The following is a 17,931-nucleotide window of genomic DNA, read 5'->3' on the forward strand; positions in this document are numbered from 1 at the left end:
CACATGACTACGCCGAGCGAAGCGACCTCAGACAACGGGTTCCGCTACACCCCGGAACTGGCAAACGACATCGAGAAGAAGTGGCAGGCCTGGTGGCAGGAGAACGGCACGTTCCACGCGCCGAACCCTGTGGGATCCTTAGCGCCTCAGAGCGGCGAGCAGCTGCCGAAGGATAAGCTTTTCGTTCAGGACATGTTCCCCTATCCCTCGGGGGCGGGCGTCCACGTGGGGCACCCGCTGGGCTACATCGCGACGGATGTCTACGCCCGCTATAACCGGATGCTCGGGAAGAACGTCCTCCACACGCTCGGCTTTGACGCGTTTGGCCTGCCCGCTGAGCAGTACGCCATCCAGACGGGCACCCACCCGCGTACGACGACGATGGCGAATATCGCGAACATGAAGCGGCAGATCGGGCTGCTCGGCCTCGGTCACGATGAGCGCCGCTCCGTCGCGACGACCGACCCCGAGTTCTACACCTGGACGCAGTGGATCTTCCTGCAGATCTCCAACTCCTGGTTCGACGAGGAGCAGCAGAAGGCCCGGCCCATCGATGAGCTCCTCCCGCTGCTCGAAAGCGGCGAGCGCTCGGTGCCGGCCGACATCGCCGAGGAGGACGGGCGCAGCTTCCAGGACATGGATAGTGTCGCCCGGGCTCGCGTCGTCGACGCCTATCGCCTGGTGTACCGCTCGAACTCCCTGGTCAACTGGTGCCCGGGGCTCGGCACGGTGCTGGCGAATGAGGAGGTCACGGCGGAGGGCCGCTCGGAGCGGGGGAACTTCCCGGTCTTCCGCAAGAACCTCTCGCAGTGGATGATGCGCATCACCGCCTACGCGGACCGCCTGCTTGATGACCTCGAGCTGCTCGACTGGCCGGAGAAGGTGAAGTCGATGCAGCGGAATTGGATCGGGCGTTCCCGCGGCGCGGAGGTGGACTTCAGCGCGCAGAGGCACACGATCACCGTGTTCACCACGCGGCCGGACACCCTCTTCGGTGCGACGTACATGGTCCTGGCGCCTGAGCACGAGCTGGTCGATGAGCTCGTCGCCGGCGGCACGCAGTCCTATGAGGGCGTGGACCCGCGGTGGACGTTCGGGAAGTCGACGCCGGCGGAGGCCGTCCAGGCGTACCGGGAGTCGATTGCCGCGAAGTCCGACCTGGAGCGCCAGGAGAATAAGGAGAAGACGGGCGTCTTCCTCGGTGCCTACGGCATCAACCCGGTGAATGGCGAGGAAGTGCCGATCTTCATCGCCGACTATGTCCTCACCGGTTACGGCACGGGCGCCATCATGGCCGTCCCCGCGCACGACACCCGCGACTACGAGTTCGCCACCGTCTTCGGCCTGCCGATCATCGAGGTGGTGGCCGGCGGCTGCGTCGAGAAGGAGGCCTACACCGAGTCCGGCACCGCCGTGAACTCCGCCAACGAGAAGGGCCTGGACCTCAACGGCCTGGACAAGGCGGCGGCCATCGCCCGCGCCATCGAATGGCTGGAGGAGAACGGCAGCGGCCGGGAGAAGATCCAGTACAAGCTGCGCGATTGGCTCTTCGCCCGCCAGCGCTACTGGGGCGAGCCCTTCCCCATCGTCTACGACGAGGACGGCGTGGCCCACGCGCTGCCCGAGTCCATGCTGCCCGTCGAGCTGCCCGAGGTGGAGGACTACAACCCCGTCGCCTTCGACCCCGAGGACGCCACGAGCTCCCCGCAGCCCCCGCTCGCGAAGGTCCGCGACTGGGTGGAGGTGGAGCTGGACCTCGGCGACGGCCCGCGCACGTACACCCGGGACACCAACGTCATGCCCCAGTGGGCGGGTTCCTCCTGGTACCAGCTCCGCTACATTGACCCGCAGAACAGCGACATCTTCTGCGACCTGGAGAACGAGCGCTATTGGACCGGCCCGCAGCCGGAGGAGCACGGCCCCCAGGACCCGGGCGGCGTGGACCTCTACGTCGGCGGCGTCGAGCACGCGGTGCTTCACCTGCTCTACTCCCGCTTCTGGCACAAGGTGCTCTATGACCTCGGCTATGTGAGCTCCAAGGAGCCCTACCGCCGCCTGTACAACCAGGGCTACATCCAGGCCTATGCCTACACGGATGCCCGCGGCGTGTACGTCCCGGCCGCGGAGATTGAGGAGCGCGATGGCCGCTTCTGGTGGAAGGACGAGGAGGTCTTCCAGGAGTACGGGAAGATGGGCAAGTCGCTGAAGAACTCCGTCTCCCCCGACGACATCTGCGCCCAGTACGGCGCCGACACCCTCCGCGTCTACGAGATGTCCATGGGCCCGCTCGACACGTCCCGCCCCTGGGCGACGAAGGACGTCGTCGGCTCCCAGCGCTTCCTCCAGCGCCTGTGGCGCCTCATTATCGACGAAAATTCCGGCGCACTGCTTACCCAGGACCTCCCCCTCACTGAGGAGGACCAACGGCAGCTGCACCGCACCGTCGCGGGCGTGCGCGATGACTACGCCAATCTCCGCATGAACACGGTGGTGGCCAAGCTCATCGCCTACGTCAACTATCTGACGAAGACCTACCCGGAGACGATCCCGCTGGATGCCGTGAGCCCGCTGGTCATCATGGTCGCGCCGGTGGCCCCGCACATCGCGGAGGAACTGTGGTCCCGCCTGGGCCACGAGGACACGCTCACCTACGAATCCTTCCCCACCTTCGATGAGAAGTGGCTCCACGACGATGAAGTCGAGCTTCCCGTCCAGATCAACGGCAAGGTCCGCGCCCGCATCATGGTCGCTGCCGACGCCTCCCAGGAGGACATCGTCGAGAAGGCCCTCGCGGAGGACCGGGTTGCCGGCTTCGTCGAGGGGAAGACGATCGTGAAGAAGATCGTTGTGCCGGGGCGGATGGTGAACCTCGTCGTGAAGTAAGCCGGCGCGGGGCCACTCGGTTTCTGGCCCGGCCTCGCGCTTTCCCCGCGAGCTCCCCAGCAGCTAGAAGACGGCGTTAGCGATAGCGCGCCGGGCTGCGGGGAGCTCGTCGCTGTTCGGGGGAAGCAAGGTGAGGAGCTGGAGGAGCCGCGCGCGGACCTCGGGGTGCTGCGTGAGCGGGATGAGACGGCGGACGGCGGCCTCTGGTTGATCGAGGATGATGTGGGCGTCGGCGGCGTCGAGGGCGGCCTGCGGGTTCGTGGGCTCCGCATCGGCGAGGCGAATGGGGTCGGCGCTCGGGGGTCGCTGCTGCGCGCGTTCGAGGACGGACACGGCGGCGATGGCGCGCTCGACGACGGGACGGTCGCTGGGGGATGCCGTGTCCTGCAGGGCGGCGTAGATGCTGAGGGCCTCGGAGTAATCGCCGGTGGCGACGGCCTCGGCCGCCGCGCGGAGCTCGGTTTCGGGCAGCTCGGACGGGGCGTGGCTGGCGGGCTGGGAGCCGGCTGTGGCGATCTCCGGGCGCTCGCCGGGGGCGTGGCTGGCGGGCTCGGTCTCGAATCGCGCCTCGGGCGGGAGCCCGGGGAGGCGGGCGCTCGCGTGGGTGAGGGCGGTGTCGATCCAGGCCTCGAGCTCCTCGGTGTGTGCGATCCCCGTGTGGCCGATCGCCGTCCCGTCCGCCACGGCATAGAGCCGCGGGAGGGACTCGGGGTGGAATTGATCGATGACCTCGGGGTCGGAATCGGCGTTGACCCAGGCGAAGACCCACTGTCCGGCGGCGGCCGTCGCGGCGGCGGAGAGAGCTTTGCGCGTGCGGGCGACCCCGGGGTCGAGGGGGCCGCCCAGGAGAACGAGGACGGGAATCTGCCGCGAGCGCGCAATGATGTCACGTTCCACGTGAAACACGGACACGGTGATGGCGGGGCGCACGGTCAGTGGGGCCTGGACCTCCGGCTCGGACGCGCTCCCTCCCTTCCGCAGCGAGGCAGGAACGTCCTCCCCCATGACCTCGAGGTCGCGCGCAAGGTCAGGGCTACAGGAATCATGCGGTGGGTGGTGCTGCAGCATGGGCACCACCCTACGCGCCTAGGACTCGTGCAGGCGCTTGAGCCGATTACGCCGCCGATTACGCAGGATGGTCCCCAGGGAGAGCGCCAACATGACGATCCCGACAATAACCCCCGCCGCCCCGAGCAGCGCCGCCCACAGTGGTCGGCCATCGACCATGGTGGGCAACCCGCCAAACGTCACCAAGAGAATGAGCCCCGCGATGATGCGGACGCTGTAATTGCTGCTGTTCGTGTCCTCCATGCTTTGGATCTTAGCCGCACCGCGCCGCGGCATCCCGGACGGCGAGCCCCTCAGCCCCGGAACCAACTGGGAGCCTGGGCCTGGAACTCCTCTGGGCTGAGAGCCCCCACCCCGGCGGGAATCACCGCGCCGAGCGGAACCCCCGTGACGTCCGGGAGGTCCTCGAGGTTGAGCCTCTCCGCCAGCTCCGGTTCCGACGGGTAGCTCCCGATGATAAGCTCCGCGCACTCGAGCCCCCTGCGGCGGAGGGCCTCGACGCTCAGCTCCGTGGAGTTCAACGTGCCGAGGGCGGCCGTCGTGACGAGGACGCACTCCGGGGCGAGCCCCTGCTCCTGCAAGCATATGCCCAGGTCAGCGAGGGTCCACGGGGAGTTCTTCTCCACGCCGAGGCGCACGAGCAGCCCACCGGCGCCCTCGATGAGGAGGTGATCGCAGCGCTCGGCTGCGGCGGAGACGGCGTCGAGGACCGTGCCGAGGGCGAGCGGGTCCATGCCTGCGCGCCGGGCGGAGATGTCCGGCGCGAGGGGCTCCGGGAAGCGCGCGCATTCGATGAGCTGGGCGGCGTCGAGCCCCGTGAGCCGGGTGATGGTGGCGAGGTCCCCGGATCCCTCCGGCTCCCCGGTCTGGGCGGGCTTCATGACGCAGACCGTGCGGCCCTCCGAGCGGGAGCGGAGGGCGAGCGCCGCGGTGGCGATGGTCTTGCCGACGTCGGTATTTGTGCCGCTGATGAGTGTGATCGTCATGATTGGGCCTCCACGATGGCGCTCATGGCGGAGCAGATCGTGGTGATCTCCTCCTCTGAGCTGGGGAACATGGGCATTGTATAAACAAGTTTGCCGAAGGGGCGGAGCCAGACGCCGGCATCGACGCAGGCGCGGGTGGCGCGTGGCATATCGACGGGGCAGCGCATCTCGACGACGCCGATGGCCCCGAGGACTCGGACGTCGGCCACCCGCTCGTCGGCACGGAGGGGGGCGAGGCCCGCGCGGAGCTGCGCCTCGATGCGGGGAATCTGGCGCCGCCACTCGCCGCGCCGGATGATCCCCATCGCCGCATGACCCACCGCGCAGGCCAGCGGATTGCCCATGAACGTGGGCCCGTGCATGATCCCGCCGTGGGCCTCGGACACCGTGCGGGCGATCTCCGTGCTGGTGAGAGTGGCGGCGAGCGTACAGAATCCGCCGGTGAGGGCCTTGCCGACGCAGAGGATGTCGGGGGTTGCGGCGGCCGCGTCGGCTCCGGTGGTGAAGAGGACGCCGGTGCGGCCGAAGCCCGTCGCGATCTCATCGGCGATGAACAGTCGGCCGTGGCGGCGGCAGATGTCGCGGATGCCGCGGACGGTGGCCTCGTCGTGGAAGCGCATGCCGCCGGCGCCTTGGACGACGGGTTCGATGATGAACGCGGCGACCTCGTCGGTGAGGAGGCTCTCGACCTCCCGGAGGTACGCGGCAATCTGCTCCTCCCCTGCCCCGCGATCGGGCGGGCGTGGGGCGAAGACCTGCGGGGTAAGCGCGCCGGCCCAGAGGGAGTGCATGCCGCCCTCGGGGTCGCAGACGCTCATGGGCCAGTGCGTGTCCCCGTGGTAGCCGCCCCGCCAGGTCATGATGCGCGTGCGCTCCGGGTGCCCGGTGGCGCGGGCGTATTGGAGCGCGAGCTTGATGGCCACTTCGACGGAGATGGACCCCGAGTCGGAGAAGAACACGCAGTCGAGCGGGTCGGGGGTGAGCTCGACGAGATCCTGGGCGAGAGCCACCGCCGGCTCGTGCGTGAGGCCCCCGAACATGACGTGGCTCATCGTGCGGGCCTGCCGGGTAGCGGCATCCACCAGTTCCGGGTGGGAGTGGCCGTGGGCGACGGCCCACCATGAACTCATCCCGTCGATGAGCTCTCTCCCGTCGCGGAGCCGCAGCCGGGTGCCCTTGGCGGAGGCGACGGGGAGCGAGGGGACGCGGCTCGGCAGGGGGCCGTAAGGGTGCCAGACGTGGCGGGCATCGAGTCGAAGGAGCTCCTCAGTGTTCACGTCTTTCAGCTTAAAGCCCCCTGCTGAACGGCGTTCAAACAGGGGGCTGACGTGGGGAAAGCGGCCGGCGTGGCCGCACCGGAAAGTGCGGACTAGCTGCGGGCGCTGTCCTTCGTCTCCTCCCGGGGATCCCACGGGGTGCGGACGTGCTCGCGGGAGAGCTCATCGATCCCGGAGACGCCGAGGAGGTGGAGGCTGGTGCTCAGCTCATTCGCGATGAGCTCGATGGCGCGGTCCACGCCCTGGCGGCCGCCGGCCATGAGGCCGTAGAGGTAGGCGCGACCGATGAGGCAGAAGTCAGCGCCGAGGGCCAGCGCAACCGCGACGTCGTTGCCGGAGCGGATGCCGGAGTCATAGATGATGTCGACGTCCGGCCCGAGCTCCGCGCGGATGGCCGGGAGCGCCTGGAGGGGCAGCGGCGCGCGATCGAGCTGACGGCCACCGTGAGAGGAGACGACGATGCCGTCCGCGCCGGCGTCGATCACCATGCGCGCATCCTGCGGGGTGAGGATGCCCTTGACCAGCAGCGGCCCGTCCCAGTTCTCGCGGATCCACGCGAGGTCCTTCATGTTGATCGTGGGATCAAACATGGAGTCGATGAGCTCGGGGAGGTTGTGGGTGGTGTTGGAGAGGGAGGCGAAGGTCAGCGGGTCCGTAGTGAGGAAGTTGAACCACCACTCGGGGCGCCAGGCGGCGTCGACCACCGTGGAGAGCGTGAGCTTCGGCGGGATGGTCATGCCGTTGCGGACGTCGCGGAGGCGCTGCCCGGCCACGGGGGTGTCGACGGTGACGATGAGCGCGTCGAAGCCGTTGGAGCGGGCGCGGCGCAGGAGGTCCCGGGAGGCCTCGCGGTCGCGCCACAGGTAGAGCTGGAACCAGCGGCGACCCGTCCCGGAGGCCGCGGCAACCTCCTCCACGCTGCGCGTGCCCATGGTGGAGAGAGCGAAGGGGATGCCGTGGGCTGCGGCGGAGGCGGCGCCGGCATCCTCGCCCTCGGAGTGCATGAAGCGGGTGAAGCCCGTCGGCGCGATGCCGAAGGGCAGCGCGGAGGGCCCGCCAGCGATGGTGGTGGCGAGCTTGACGTCCTGGTGACCCTGGAGGACGCGCGGGATGAGTTCGCAGTTAAGGAAGGCCTCGCGGGTGCGGTCGGCGGTGCGCTCGTCGACGGCGGCCCCGTCGACATAATCGAAGGCCGGCTTCGGGGTCCGGCGCTTGCCGATAGCCCGGAGGTCCGAGATGCTCGCGGTCTTCGAGAGCCGCGCGGCCCGGCGATCGAGCGAGGGCTTCGAGAATTGCATGAGAGGCAGGAGCTCAGAGATCTGCGGTAATTGCCGTTTCACGTGAAACTTCCTTCGCGATGGACAAGACTGTGTGGGCTCATGATAGCCCTGCTATTACTTCGGGCCACCCTCGGCGTCCGGGGCGGTACGGGCGCGCCGTTATCGTGGAAGGCATGAAGGCTTGCGATCCCGGCTCCCCAGACGCCCGCCCAGCGCGTCGGAAAATTCCCACGATGTCGGTTCCGTGCCGACGCTCTCAGGCGCCCTATGTGCTAGCCCTCGACATCGGATCCACGGCCTCGCGGGGCGGGCTCTATGACGCCCTGGGGCGCCCCGTCAAGGGCTCTAAGCAGCGCATTCCCCACCACTTCGACACCAACGCGCACGGCCGCAGCACGATCGACGCGGACGCCGTCGTGGATGAGTGCCGCCGCATCATCGACGGGGTACTCGAGTGCATTCGCGAGCACGATCTTGCCCCGCAGCTCGTCGGGGTGGCGATGGACACCTTCGCCTCGTCCTTCCTCCTCGTCCGCCGGGGGGAGGCGCTTACCCCCTGCGCCACCTATGCCGATGCCCGCTGCGCCGCCGACGTGCACGCCCTGCGCGGCACTATCGACGAGGAGGCCTATCACGTCCGCACCGGGGTGCGCCTCCACACCTCCTATCACCCGGCGCGCCTGCGCTGGGCGGCGCGCACGATGCCGGAGGAGTTCGCCGCCGCAGATGCCGTCATGACCCTCGGCGAGTACGTGTACGCGAAGCTCGCCGGAGTCCGCGGGATCTCCACCTCGATGGCCGCCTGGTCGGGCATCCTTCATGCGCACACTGGCGAGCTGGACACGGCCATCCTCGACGTCCTGGGCGTCAGCCCTGAGCTCTTCGCCCCGATCTGCGACCCCTCGGAGCCCCTTCTCCCAACGAAGCTCCCCGCGGAATGGTCGGAGCTCGAGGGCCTCCCATGGCTCCCCGCCATTCCCGACGGCTGGCCCTCCACCGTCGGCCCGGGCGCAAGTGACGAGGACACGGTGGCCGTGGCCGCAGCGACGTCTGGCGCCGTGCGCGTCCTCCTCCCCCACGTCCCCGAGCGCATCCCCGGCGGCCTGTGGTGCTACCGCGTCTCCCGTGAGCAGTGCATCGTGGGCGGGGCGCTCAACGACGTCGGACGCGCGGTCTCCTGGCTGCGCTCCACCATCCGGGAGATCCCGGAGGAGGAGATCGCGGCGGCGCTCCTTGCACCCCCGCGCCCGGCCACCCCGCACGTTCTGCCGTTCCTCTCCGGGGAGCGCTCCACGGGATGGGCCGCCGACGCCCAGGCAGCCATCACCGGGGTGACCGAGGCCTGCGGCCCCGCGGACCTCTGGCGAGGGATGGTCGAGGGCATTGTGCTCTCCTACCGCCGGGTGTGGGAGGAGCTTCGCGCCGCGGGCGCCCGGCCGCGGCGGATCATCGCCTCGGGGCGGGTGACCTCCGAGATGCCGGCGTGGCTCCAGCCGCTCGCCAGCGCGCTGGGCTGCGAGGTGACCCCGCTGGAGATGAAGCGAGCCACCCTGCGAGGCACCGCTCTCATCGCGCTCGACGCCCTGGGCCACTGCGCGACTCCGGCCACACCGCCGTGGGCTGAGGCCATCGCCCCGCGCACGGAGGAGCAGGAGTATTGGGACCGCGCTGCCGAGGAATTCCAGCGCTCCTATGACGCGCTCGTGGCACCAGCTTCCACAGCCTCCCAGCCGGCCGCGCCATCCGCGTCCCCCGCGGCCTCTTCACCCGGCGCCCCGGAGCCGCGATAAGCCCAGGCCAGGGGGATCGCCTCGGCGATCTGCCCGGCGCTCACCGGCGCCGCACTGCCCAGGCCACCGCCAGCCCTCTCGGCGGCGAGGGCCGAGGCCCGGGCGTGGAGCAGGACCCCGCTGAGGACGGCGTCGAGAACACCCTCCCGCGGGGCGCGGGCGATGAGCGCGCCCAGCACTCCGGCGAGGACATCTCCGGATCCCGGGGTCGCCGCCCACGAGCTGCCGCTGTCGATGGCGTAGGTGCGCTCGCCGTCTGAGACGAGCGTCATCCTTCCCTTGAGGAGGACGATCGCGCCGGTCCAGCGAGCCAGGGCTTCGACGGCAGCGCGCGGGTCCTCGGCGGGATCGGGGCAGGAGGACCCAGAGGGGTCGTCCTCCGCATACGCCCTGCTCAGACGCCGGAACTCCCCGGCATGGGGTGTGAGGACGACGGGCTGGCCGCCCGCCCCCGATGCTGTTTCACGTGAAACATCCGCCCCGGTGCGGGCCCGCAGGGCGCGGCGGAGGGACGCATGCTCGGCGAGGAGCGTGAGACCATCGGCGTCGATGAGTAGCGGGCAGGCCTCGCTGCCCGGCTGCCCCGCTCCGCTCAGAAGCGCGCCGAGCTCCTGCGCGGCCGTCTCATCCGTCCCGCGGCCGGGGCCGCACACCCAGGCTTGGACGCGGCCAGCGTCGTCGATGCCCGCCGAGGCCACGATCTCCGGGTGCGCCGCGAGGACCGCCTCGCGGGGGCCGCCGGCATAGCGGACCATCGAGCTCGTCGCCCGCACGGCTCCCGAGGTGCAGAGCACTGCTGCGCCGGGGTAGGTCGTCGAACCCGCCGCGATGCCCACCACCCCGCCGCTGTACTTGTCCGCCCCGGCGGAAGGCTCTTGGCTCGGGAAGCCGCGGAGCACCGGAAGGTGGCGAAGCGTGGCGCCGCGTGCGCTGCGAAGCTCGGCGTCCGTGAGGGTGTCTGAGCCCGCCCAGGCGCGGGTGAGCAGCATGGAGGGGGTGGCCTCGCGGAGGTGATCCCCGATGCTCGCCCCGGCCTCCTCGCCCCCGACCGACTCCGGCAGCCGCGGATCCGCGAGGATGACCTCTCCGCACTCAGGGCACAGGGCGTGGGCGCGTCGGAGGCCCCCAAACGTGATGGTGACGTCGGCGCGCAGGTGCAGGCCGCCCGCATTCCCCGAGTCCGCCTCGATCCCGGAGGGGACGTCCACGGCGAGCACCGTGGCCCCGGAGCCCTCGACGACGTCCACCAGCCGCCGCGCTTCCTCGCGCAGCCCTCCGCGCGCCCCGATGCCGAGCAGCCCATCAATCACCAGGCCCCACTCCCCTGCCTCGCCCAGGTCTTCGGCCGGGCGCTCGATCCCCCCGGCCGCGAGGAAGGCCTCGCACGCGCGGGGATGGGTCTTCTCCGGGTAGAGCAGGACGGCCTCGACGCCCACCCCGGCGCTGAGGAGCTCTGCCCCGGCATAGAGCGCGTCGCCCCCGTTACCCCCGGGCCCCACGAGGAGCAGCGCGCGCCCAGCCCGCCGCGCGCGCCCAGCCCGCCGCGTCGTTCGGAGCAGCAGATAGGCGAGCTCCGCGACGTGGTGCGCGGCCGAGCGCATGAGCTGATCTGGGTAGCGCTCGGCATGGAGGAGGGGCTCCTCTGCCGCGCGAATGTCCGCCACGCTGAAGGCCGGGGCACACGGCACACACGACACGACAGACGTGCATGGCATTCCGTGTCGGGTGGGGCTCAGGGCGCTGGGGATGACGCTGGGGGCGATACTCATGCCCCCATTGTGCATGCGGGAGGCCATTCGCCCCTCCGGCCTCAGCTAGAGTGAGGAAACTATGCACCGCACGCACTCGAGGGGCACGGGCGTTGTGTTGATCGCCTATGTCGCAATGGTCCTCGCTCTCACGGTTCTCAAGACGACGTATCGGATCGGCTACTTGTGGCGTCCGGAGAATCAGCACAACCGCAGCCTGGAACTCATCCCCTTTGAGCAGCTGTGGGCGAGTTCCACGTGGTTCGGCCCGATCTTCGATTGCCTGGGCAACTTCCTCATGTTCATCCCGCTGGGGATTCTGCTCGCCAGGATGACGTCGTGGCCTCTTGGGAGGATTGTGCTCACGGGGGCGGCGTTCAGCCTGGGGATCGAGCTGACGCAGTTCATTTTCGCGGTGGGCCGGACGGATACGGATGACCTCATCCTCAACACGCTGGGAACGTGGATGGGCGCGTGGTGGCTGCGCCGTCGCGCCGGGGAGCGCGCCGCCTGCGTGAGTGTGTGGGTGATTGGACTCGCGGTCGCCTCCTTTGCCCTCATGGTGCTTCTCACCCCGGTGTTCTACCCCGCTCACCTCATGCCCTGACCGAGGACCGCGAGCGTTCCCGCCCCGCATCCTCCCCGCGCCCGGCTCCCGCCCCGCTCCCTCCCCGCTCAGACCCCATCTCACCGCCGAGGGGAAGATTCATCGCTTTGATTCCTCTATGGTGAGGTGCATGTCCCTGAAATTAAGACGACCTTTAAGCAGGGCATTACTTCTTGCTTATGGGGCGGTGATCCTCGCTCTCACGATCCTCAAGACGAAGTTCCGGATCGGCTACTTGTGGCACCCGGCCTATCAGCATGCCCGGAGCCTGGAGCTCTGGCCCTTCGAGCAGCTGTGGACCAGCCCGACGTGGTTCCGGCCGCTCTTCGACATGTGCGGAAACTTCCTCCTCTTCATCCCCGTGGGATTCCTGCTGGCGAGGGGCTTATCGTGGCGCATCAGGGGCATTGTCGCCACGGGTGCGCTCATCAGCTGCGGCATCGAGACCAGCCAGTACCTCTTCGCGCTCGGGCACACCTCCGTCGATGACCTCCTCTTCAACACCCTCGGCACCGGGGCGGGCGCGTGGTGGATGCGCTATCGCTCCCGGCCGCACACCCAAAAGATCATGGTGGGGGCTATCGGGGCGTCGGTGCTGGTCTTTGTGCTGCTCGTCGTGCTCACACCCGTCTACTACCCGGCCTCCGAGCTCCCGAGCCACGTCGTCCAATAATGGCCACTCATCGACGACGCCCCGCCCCGCACCTCACGCGCCGCGGGGTGCCTCCCCGCCCTCCTTGGCGACGAGCGTGAGCACGTCATACTCGGCCACCACCTCGTCGCGCTGGTTGTAGAGCACCGTGTCCCAGGCGACCTCGCCATAATCTTCGGTGACCCGCGGGGTGATGCGCTTGGCGGTGAGCTCCACCCGGATGGCGTCGTCATAGGTCACGGGGGTGAGGAAGCGCAGGTTGTCCAGGCCATAGTTCGCGAGCACCGGTCCCGGCTCCGGGTCGACGAACAACCCCGCCGCCCAGGACACCAGGAGGTAGCCGTGGGCCACGCGCCGGGGGAAGAAGGGGTTTGCCTGCGCGGCCTCTTCGTTGGTGTGGGCGTAGAAGGTGTCCCCGGTGCTTTCCGCGAAGTGCTCGATGTCCTCCAGCCGCACGGTGCGCAGCTCGGAGGCGAACTGGTCCCCAATCCGCAGCTCCGCGAGCGAACGGCGGAAGGGGTGCACGCCTGCGCCAGAGTCCACGTCGGCGCGCGTGACCCGGCGGACGGCCGCCCCACGGTGCCACTGGCCGGTGAGGGCGGTGAGGTGGTCGGGGCTGCCCTGAATGGCGGTGCGCTGCATGTAGTGGAGGATGCCCCGCACGCCGCCGAGCTCCTCTCCCCCGCCGGCGCGCCCCGGCCCGCCGTGGATGAGGTGCGGCAGCGGGGAGCCATGCCCGGTGCTGCTTCGGGCATCGTCGCGGTCGAGAAGGTGCAGGCGCCCGTGGTGCGCCGCGATGCCCGTCGCCACCTCGCGGACCTCCTCGAGGTCGTGGGAGCAGAGGGTCGCGACGAGCGAGCCCCCACCCCGCGCCGCGAGGGCGATAGCCTCCGCCCGCTCGCGATAGCCCAGCACGGAGACCACCGGGCCGAAGGCCTCCACCTCGTGGACGGCCGCGGCCTCACGCGCCTCCCCGCGGAAACTGAGGATCGTGGGCGCCACGTAGGCTTCGCCCAGCTCCTTCCCCGCCTCTGCTCCGCCGAGCTCGACGCGCCCCCCGGCGTCAACGAGCTGGGTGATCGCAGCCCGCACATCGGCGGCCTGAGCTGCGGAGACGAGCGGACCCATCGTGGTGTCCGGGTCGCGCGGGTCGCCGAGCTGGATGGAGCCCGCCAGGCGTTCCGCGAGCGCCGAGACGACGTCGTCGATCACCGCCTCGGGCACGATCGCGCGGCGGATGGCCGTGCACTTCTGCCCGGCTTTGGCGCGCATCTCCGTGGCGAGCGCCCGGATGTAGGCGTCGAACTCGGGCTCCCCGGGGCCAATCCCCTCCCCGAGGAGGGCGGCGTTGAGGGAGTCGGCCTCCGCGCTGAAGCGGACGCCCGGGGCGACGCTGCCGCGCAGCAGCTCGGCGGTGCGCGCTGAGCCGGTGAAGGCGACGTGATCGCGATAGTCAAGGCAGCTGAGGAGCTCCCCGGCGGAGCCGCTGAGCAGCTGGAGCGCGCCGGGCGGAAGCAGCCCCGAGTCCACCATGAGCTCGACGCACCGAGCGGTGACGAAGCCCGTCGGCGTCGCCGGCTTCACGATGCTCGGCACCCCCGCAATGAACGCCGGCGCGAATTTCTCGAGGAATCCCCACACGGGGAAGTTGAAGGCGTTGATCTGGACGGCCACCCCGGGAAGCGAGGTGTAGATGTGCTCACCGAGGAAGGAGCCGTCGCGCGAGAGCCGCTCCGTGGCGCCGTCGATGAGGACGGTGGCGTTGGGCATCTCGCGCCGGGCCTTGGAGGACATCGTGAAGAGGGTGCCGATCCCGCCGTCAACGTCGATGAGGTGGTCCGCGGCCGTGGCCCCCGTGCACGCGGAGGCCTCGTAGAGAGGACCTTTGTGTTCCTGCAGGTAGAGGGCCAGTTTTTTGATGATGAGCGCGCGATCATGGAAGCTCAGCCGCGCGAGCTCCTCCTGGCCGCGGCGGCGGGCATAATCGACGGCGGCTGCGACGTCGAGCCCCTCGGTACTGCTGCGGGCGATGATCTCCCCGGTGGCGGGGTCGGTGACCTCGGTGGTGTGGGAAGGGTCCGTGGGGGTGACCCACGCGTCGAGGAGATAACTCGGGGTGATGGGGGCTGGCATGGGGGTGTTCCTCTCGTCCGGTTCGATGGGAGGCGACCGTCCGTTCGGTCAGTATGTGCTTGTAGTGTAACCTACACCACTACATGCTGCGCACTGGCAGCCCCGGCGCGAAGGAGCCCCCATGAGCGAGCCCACCACCCAGCCCTGGCGCATTGAGCTGGGAGAACTCGACCGGAAGATGGGGGTGCAGGTGATCACGGAGAGCGCGGAGGAGGTCGTGGCAAGCATGCCCGTCGACGGCAACCGCCAGTCCCTTGGCCTCCTCCACGGCGGGGCGATGGTCGCGCTCGCCGAGGCCGTGGGCAGTTGGGCGGCCGTCATCCATGCCTCCACGATGGGGAAGGTGGCCGTCGGCGTCGATATCAACGCCACGCACCACGCCTCGGGACGGCGCGGCCTCGTCACGGCGCGCGCCCGGGCCCTGCACCTGGGGCGGCGGATGTGCTCCCACGAGGTCATCATCACCGACGAGGAGGGCCGCCGCCTTTGCACGGCCCGGATCAGCAACGCGATCGTCGAGGGGTAGGGGCGGGCCCCTTGCCTCAGGCGGCCGCTAGCCTCAGGCGGCCCCCAGCCCCCGGCCCCGGCCCCGAGGCCTCACTCCTCCTCGTAGCGGTAGAAGCCCGCGCCGGCTTTGCGCCCCACCTCCCCGCGGGCCACCTTGTCCACGAGGATCTGCGGCGGGGCAAAGCGTTCGCCCAGCGTGGAGTGCAGGTATCGGGCGATGCCGAGCCGCACGTCGAGCCCCACGATGTCGGTGAGCGCGAGCGGCCCTACCGGGAATTTGTAGCCCAGGACCATGGCGGCGTCGATGTCCTCGGGGCTCGCGACGCCCTCCTCCACCATGCGCATGGCTTCGAGGGCGATCGCCACACCCAGCCGCGAGGAGGCGAATCCCGGCGAGTCCTTCACCACCACCGGCGTCTTTCCTAGCCCGGCCACCCAGCCGCGCGCACGCTCGAGGAGTTCCGGCGGCGTGCGCTCCGCCACGATGATCTCCACCAGCGTGGAGGCCGGGACGGGGTTGAAGAAGTGCAGGCCAATGACCTTCTCCGGGTGCTCGAGCGCCCCCGCGAGCTCCGTCACGGAGAGGGAGGAGGTGTTCGTTGCCAGGGCGGCGCCCGGCGCGGTCTGCGCGATCCGGCGGAAGGTCTCGGCTTTGAGCTCGGGGTCCTCGGGCACCGCCTCCACGACGAGCTCGCACCCCTCAAGCGCCTCGTACTCCGCGCCGCAGCGCAGCCTCCCGAGGATCTCCTCCCGTTCCCCGCTGGCCCCGCGCGCGAGCGAGGCATCCACCGAGCGCGCGATCCTCCCGCGGGCCGCCTCCGCCGCCTCCGGCGAGACGTCCACGACGCTCACCCGGGCACCCGCCATGAGGAAGGCGTGCGCGATGCCGCCGCCCATCCGCCCTCCGCCGACGACGCCCACCGCCGCGGGCACCTCCGGGCTGTGCGCGGCGCTCGGCGAGTTGTTTATACGAGTCATGAGTGTTTCCTTTCGAGGAAGGCGTCCATGCGCCGGAATTTCTCGGGTGATTCGAAGCAGATGGCTTGGGCGAGGGCGTCGACGGCCGGGTGTGCGCTCTCCGGCATGGCGAGGAGCTCCTTGCTCAGCCGCACGGCGAGCGGATCATTCTTCCCGATGCGCCGGGCGAGTTCCGCCGCGGCGTCGAGCAGGTTCTCGCTGGTCGTGACCTCGGTGAGCAGGCCGTGGCGCAGGGCTTCGGCGGCGCTGAGCCGTCGGCCGGCCATCAGTATCTCGTTCGCCACCCCCTCCCCCACGAGCGTCGTGAGCCGCCAGAGCGCCCCGGCCCCGGCGATGATTCCCAGCCCGGTCTCCGGCTGCCCGAAGGTGGCGCCCTCGGTGGCGATGCGGAAGTCCGCCGCCAGCGCGAGCTCCAGCCCGCCGCCCAGCGCATAGCCATCGATGGCGGCGATGACGGGCATGGGCAGCCGCTTGATCCGGTGGAAGAGGGTGGAGTTCACGCCGCGGAGGGCGTCGGCGGTCCGCCGCTCGCGGAGCTGACGGATGTCAGCCCCCGAGGCGAAGATCCCCTTCCCGTTCACCGTGCAGCCGGTGATGACGAGGATCGCGGGCTCGCGCTCGAGATACTCGCAGAGCTGGTGAAACTCGCGGACCATGGTCTCATCAATGGCGTTGCGCACCTCCGGCCGATGCAGCCGGGCCAGCACGTAGCCCTCCTCCTGGCTGATGCGGAGGGCCTCGCCGGATGGGGGTAAAGCGGTCATGGTGCTCCTTTTCTCAGTATGTGCTTCCTGCTGTCTTGGGGGCTCGACGCCCGCCCGGCGCTACTCGATCCTCTCCAGCGCCAGCGCCGAGCCCTGGCCGACGCCCACGCACATCGTCGCGATGCCGCGCCGTCCGCCCTCGTGCTCGAGGCGGCTGAGCAGGGTGAGGGCGATGCGGCTGCCGGAGGACCCCAGCGGGTGACCGAGCGCGATGGCCCCTCCCCAGGCGTTGGTGATCTCGGGATCGAGGTGGAGTTCCCGCAGGCAGGCGAGCGATTGGGTGGCGAAGGCCTCGTTGAGTTCGATGGCATCGGCCTCCTCCGGGCCCCATCCCGTCCGGCAGGCGAGGGCGCGCACCGCCCCGATGGGCCCAAGCCCCATGACGGCGGGTTCGAGCCCGACGTTCGTGGAGCCCACAATCCGGGCGCGGGGTGTGAGGCCCAGCCGCTCGGCGGCGCGCTCGGAGGTGATGAGCAGCGCGGAGGCGCCGTCGTTGAGTGAGGAGGAATTCCCCGCCGTGACGACCTCCCCGCCGCGCACCACCGGTGCAAGGCGGCTCAGTTTTTCCAGGCTGGTGTCGGGGCGGGGGCCTTCGTCGTCGCTCACGAGCACTGTCCCGGCGCGCGTGGGCACCTCGACGGGGAGGATCTCGCGGCCAAAGAGCCCGGCCTGGCGGGCGGCGAGCGCGCGCTCGTGGGAGCGGAGCGCGAAGAGGTCGGCGTCCTCGCGGGAGATGGCGCAGCGGCGGGCGACTTCCTCGGCGGTCTCGGGCATGGAGAGGGTGAGCTCCGGCTGGGCCTGGAAGACAGGGTTGGTGAAGCGCCAGCCGATCGAGGTGTCCGCGATCTCCCCGGGCCGCGCCCACGGGCTCCCGGGCTTGGCGAGCACCCACGGCGCCCGGCTCATGGACTCGACACCCCCGGCCACGATGACCTCGGCATCCCCGGCGAGGATCATGGCCCTGGCCAGCGCAATCGCGCTCATCCCGGAGGCGCAGAGCCGGTTGATCGTGAGCCCGGGGACGCTGTCCGGGAAGCCGGCGAGCAGCCACGCCATCCGCGCGACGTTCCGGTTCTCCTCGCCCGCGCCATTCGCGTTGCCGAGGATGACCTCATCCACCTCCTCCGGGTCAATCCCGGCCGCCTCCACGACACCCCGCACAACGTGCGCCGCGAGATCATCGGGCCGCACGCCTGCGAGCGCCCCACCATAGCGTCCCACGGGCGTGCGCAGCCCGCCGACAATCACAGCATTCATG

15 protein-coding genes are annotated in these 17,931 nt (G+C 70.0%); 5 read left to right on the forward strand and 10 right to left on the reverse strand.

Annotated elements, in window-relative coordinates; translation table 11 throughout:
- The first annotated feature begins 3 nt into the window (after positions 1-3).
- Positions 4-2,883 carry a leucine--tRNA ligase gene (leuS, locus tag L1O03_RS10825; RefSeq protein WP_236119975.1) on the forward strand — a complete coding sequence of 960 codons (2,880 nt, stop codon included), beginning with the start codon at positions 4-6 and terminating at the stop codon, positions 2,881-2,883.
- 63 nt (positions 2,884-2,946) lie between these two features.
- Here leuS and L1O03_RS10830 read toward each other — a convergent pair whose 3' ends face one another.
- The 5 genes from L1O03_RS10830 to L1O03_RS10850 all read right to left on the reverse strand — a co-directional run bounded on the left by L1O03_RS10830 (position 2,947) and on the right by L1O03_RS10850 (position 7,554).
- Positions 2,947-3,951: a thioredoxin domain-containing protein gene (locus L1O03_RS10830; protein ID WP_236119976.1), complete on the reverse strand. Its 1,005-nt coding sequence runs from the start codon at positions 3,949-3,951 to the stop codon at positions 2,947-2,949.
- 18 nt (positions 3,952-3,969) lie between these two features.
- The gene (locus L1O03_RS10835; RefSeq protein ID WP_236119977.1) at positions 3,970-4,194 is read right to left on the reverse strand and encodes a hypothetical protein; all 225 of its coding nucleotides are present in this window, start codon (positions 4,192-4,194) and stop codon (positions 3,970-3,972) included.
- 50 nt (positions 4,195-4,244) lie between these two features.
- Positions 4,245-4,937, reverse strand: coding sequence for a dethiobiotin synthase (gene bioD / locus L1O03_RS10840; protein WP_236119982.1), 693 nt, complete (start codon positions 4,935-4,937; stop codon positions 4,245-4,247).
- Positions 4,934-6,223, reverse strand: coding sequence for an adenosylmethionine--8-amino-7-oxononanoate transaminase (locus L1O03_RS10845; protein ID WP_236120025.1), 1,290 nt, complete (start codon positions 6,221-6,223; stop codon positions 4,934-4,936). The genes bioD and L1O03_RS10845 overlap by 4 nt, the downstream gene beginning before the upstream one ends.
- A gap of 83 nt (positions 6,224-6,306) precedes the next feature.
- A complete protein-coding gene (locus L1O03_RS10850; protein ID WP_338026156.1) occupies positions 6,307-7,554 on the reverse strand; it encodes an alpha-hydroxy acid oxidase in 1,248 nt (415 codons plus the stop codon).
- A gap of 173 nt (positions 7,555-7,727) precedes the next feature.
- Between L1O03_RS10850 and L1O03_RS10855 the strand changes: the two genes are divergently transcribed.
- Positions 7,728-9,284 carry a gluconokinase gene (locus L1O03_RS10855; protein ID WP_236119983.1) on the forward strand — a complete coding sequence of 519 codons (1,557 nt, stop codon included), beginning with the start codon at positions 7,728-7,730 and terminating at the stop codon, positions 9,282-9,284.
- On the opposite strand, the gene L1O03_RS10860 is transcribed toward L1O03_RS10855, so the two are convergent.
- Complete coding sequence (locus tag L1O03_RS10860; RefSeq protein WP_236119984.1) at positions 9,185-11,053, reverse strand: bifunctional ADP-dependent NAD(P)H-hydrate dehydratase/NAD(P)H-hydrate epimerase; 1,869 nt, start codon at positions 11,051-11,053, stop codon at positions 9,185-9,187. The genes L1O03_RS10855 and L1O03_RS10860 overlap by 100 nt on opposite strands.
- A 61-nt stretch (positions 11,054-11,114) precedes the next feature.
- On the opposite strand from L1O03_RS10860, the gene L1O03_RS10865 reads away from it, so the two are divergent.
- Both L1O03_RS10865 and L1O03_RS10870 read left to right on the forward strand, forming a co-directional pair.
- Positions 11,115-11,639 carry a VanZ family protein gene (locus tag L1O03_RS10865; protein ID WP_236119985.1) on the forward strand — a complete coding sequence of 175 codons (525 nt, stop codon included), beginning with the start codon at positions 11,115-11,117 and terminating at the stop codon, positions 11,637-11,639.
- Between the two features lie 130 nt (positions 11,640-11,769).
- A complete protein-coding gene (locus L1O03_RS10870; protein ID WP_236119986.1) occupies positions 11,770-12,312 on the forward strand; it encodes a VanZ family protein in 543 nt (180 codons plus the stop codon).
- A 33-nt stretch (positions 12,313-12,345) separates the two neighbouring features.
- Here the strand turns inward: L1O03_RS10870 and paaZ are convergent, their stop codons facing one another.
- Positions 12,346-14,424 carry a phenylacetic acid degradation bifunctional protein PaaZ gene (paaZ, locus tag L1O03_RS10875; protein ID WP_236119987.1) on the reverse strand — a complete coding sequence of 693 codons (2,079 nt, stop codon included), beginning with the start codon at positions 14,422-14,424 and terminating at the stop codon, positions 12,346-12,348.
- Between the two features lie 121 nt (positions 14,425-14,545).
- Between paaZ and L1O03_RS10880 the strand changes: the two genes are divergently transcribed.
- Complete coding sequence (locus tag L1O03_RS10880; RefSeq protein WP_236119988.1) at positions 14,546-14,950, forward strand: PaaI family thioesterase; 405 nt, start codon at positions 14,546-14,548, stop codon at positions 14,948-14,950.
- 71 nt (positions 14,951-15,021) lie between these two features.
- Here L1O03_RS10880 and L1O03_RS10885 read toward each other — a convergent pair whose 3' ends face one another.
- Genes L1O03_RS10885 through L1O03_RS10895 form a run of 3 tightly spaced genes read right to left on the reverse strand, consistent with a single transcriptional unit; the run spans position 15,022 to position 17,930 of the window.
- Entirely contained in the window at positions 15,022-15,909 is an 888-nt protein-coding gene (locus L1O03_RS10885; RefSeq protein ID WP_236119989.1) for a 3-hydroxyacyl-CoA dehydrogenase family protein, read from the reverse strand.
- On the reverse strand, positions 15,906-16,673 hold the full coding sequence (locus L1O03_RS10890) for an enoyl-CoA hydratase/isomerase family protein (protein ID WP_236119990.1): 768 nt from the start codon (positions 16,671-16,673) through the stop codon (positions 15,906-15,908). Before L1O03_RS10890 ends, L1O03_RS10885 begins: the two co-directional genes overlap by 4 nt.
- A 60-nt stretch (positions 16,674-16,733) precedes the next feature.
- Positions 16,734-17,930: a thiolase family protein gene (locus L1O03_RS10895; RefSeq protein WP_236119991.1), complete on the reverse strand. Its 1,197-nt coding sequence runs from the start codon at positions 17,928-17,930 to the stop codon at positions 16,734-16,736.
- Position 17,931 lies beyond the last annotated feature (1 nt).

This window comes from Corynebacterium uropygiale, from assembly GCF_021568315.1.
In the GTDB taxonomy this organism is placed as follows: domain Bacteria; phylum Actinomycetota; class Actinomycetes; order Mycobacteriales; family Mycobacteriaceae; genus Corynebacterium; species Corynebacterium uropygiale.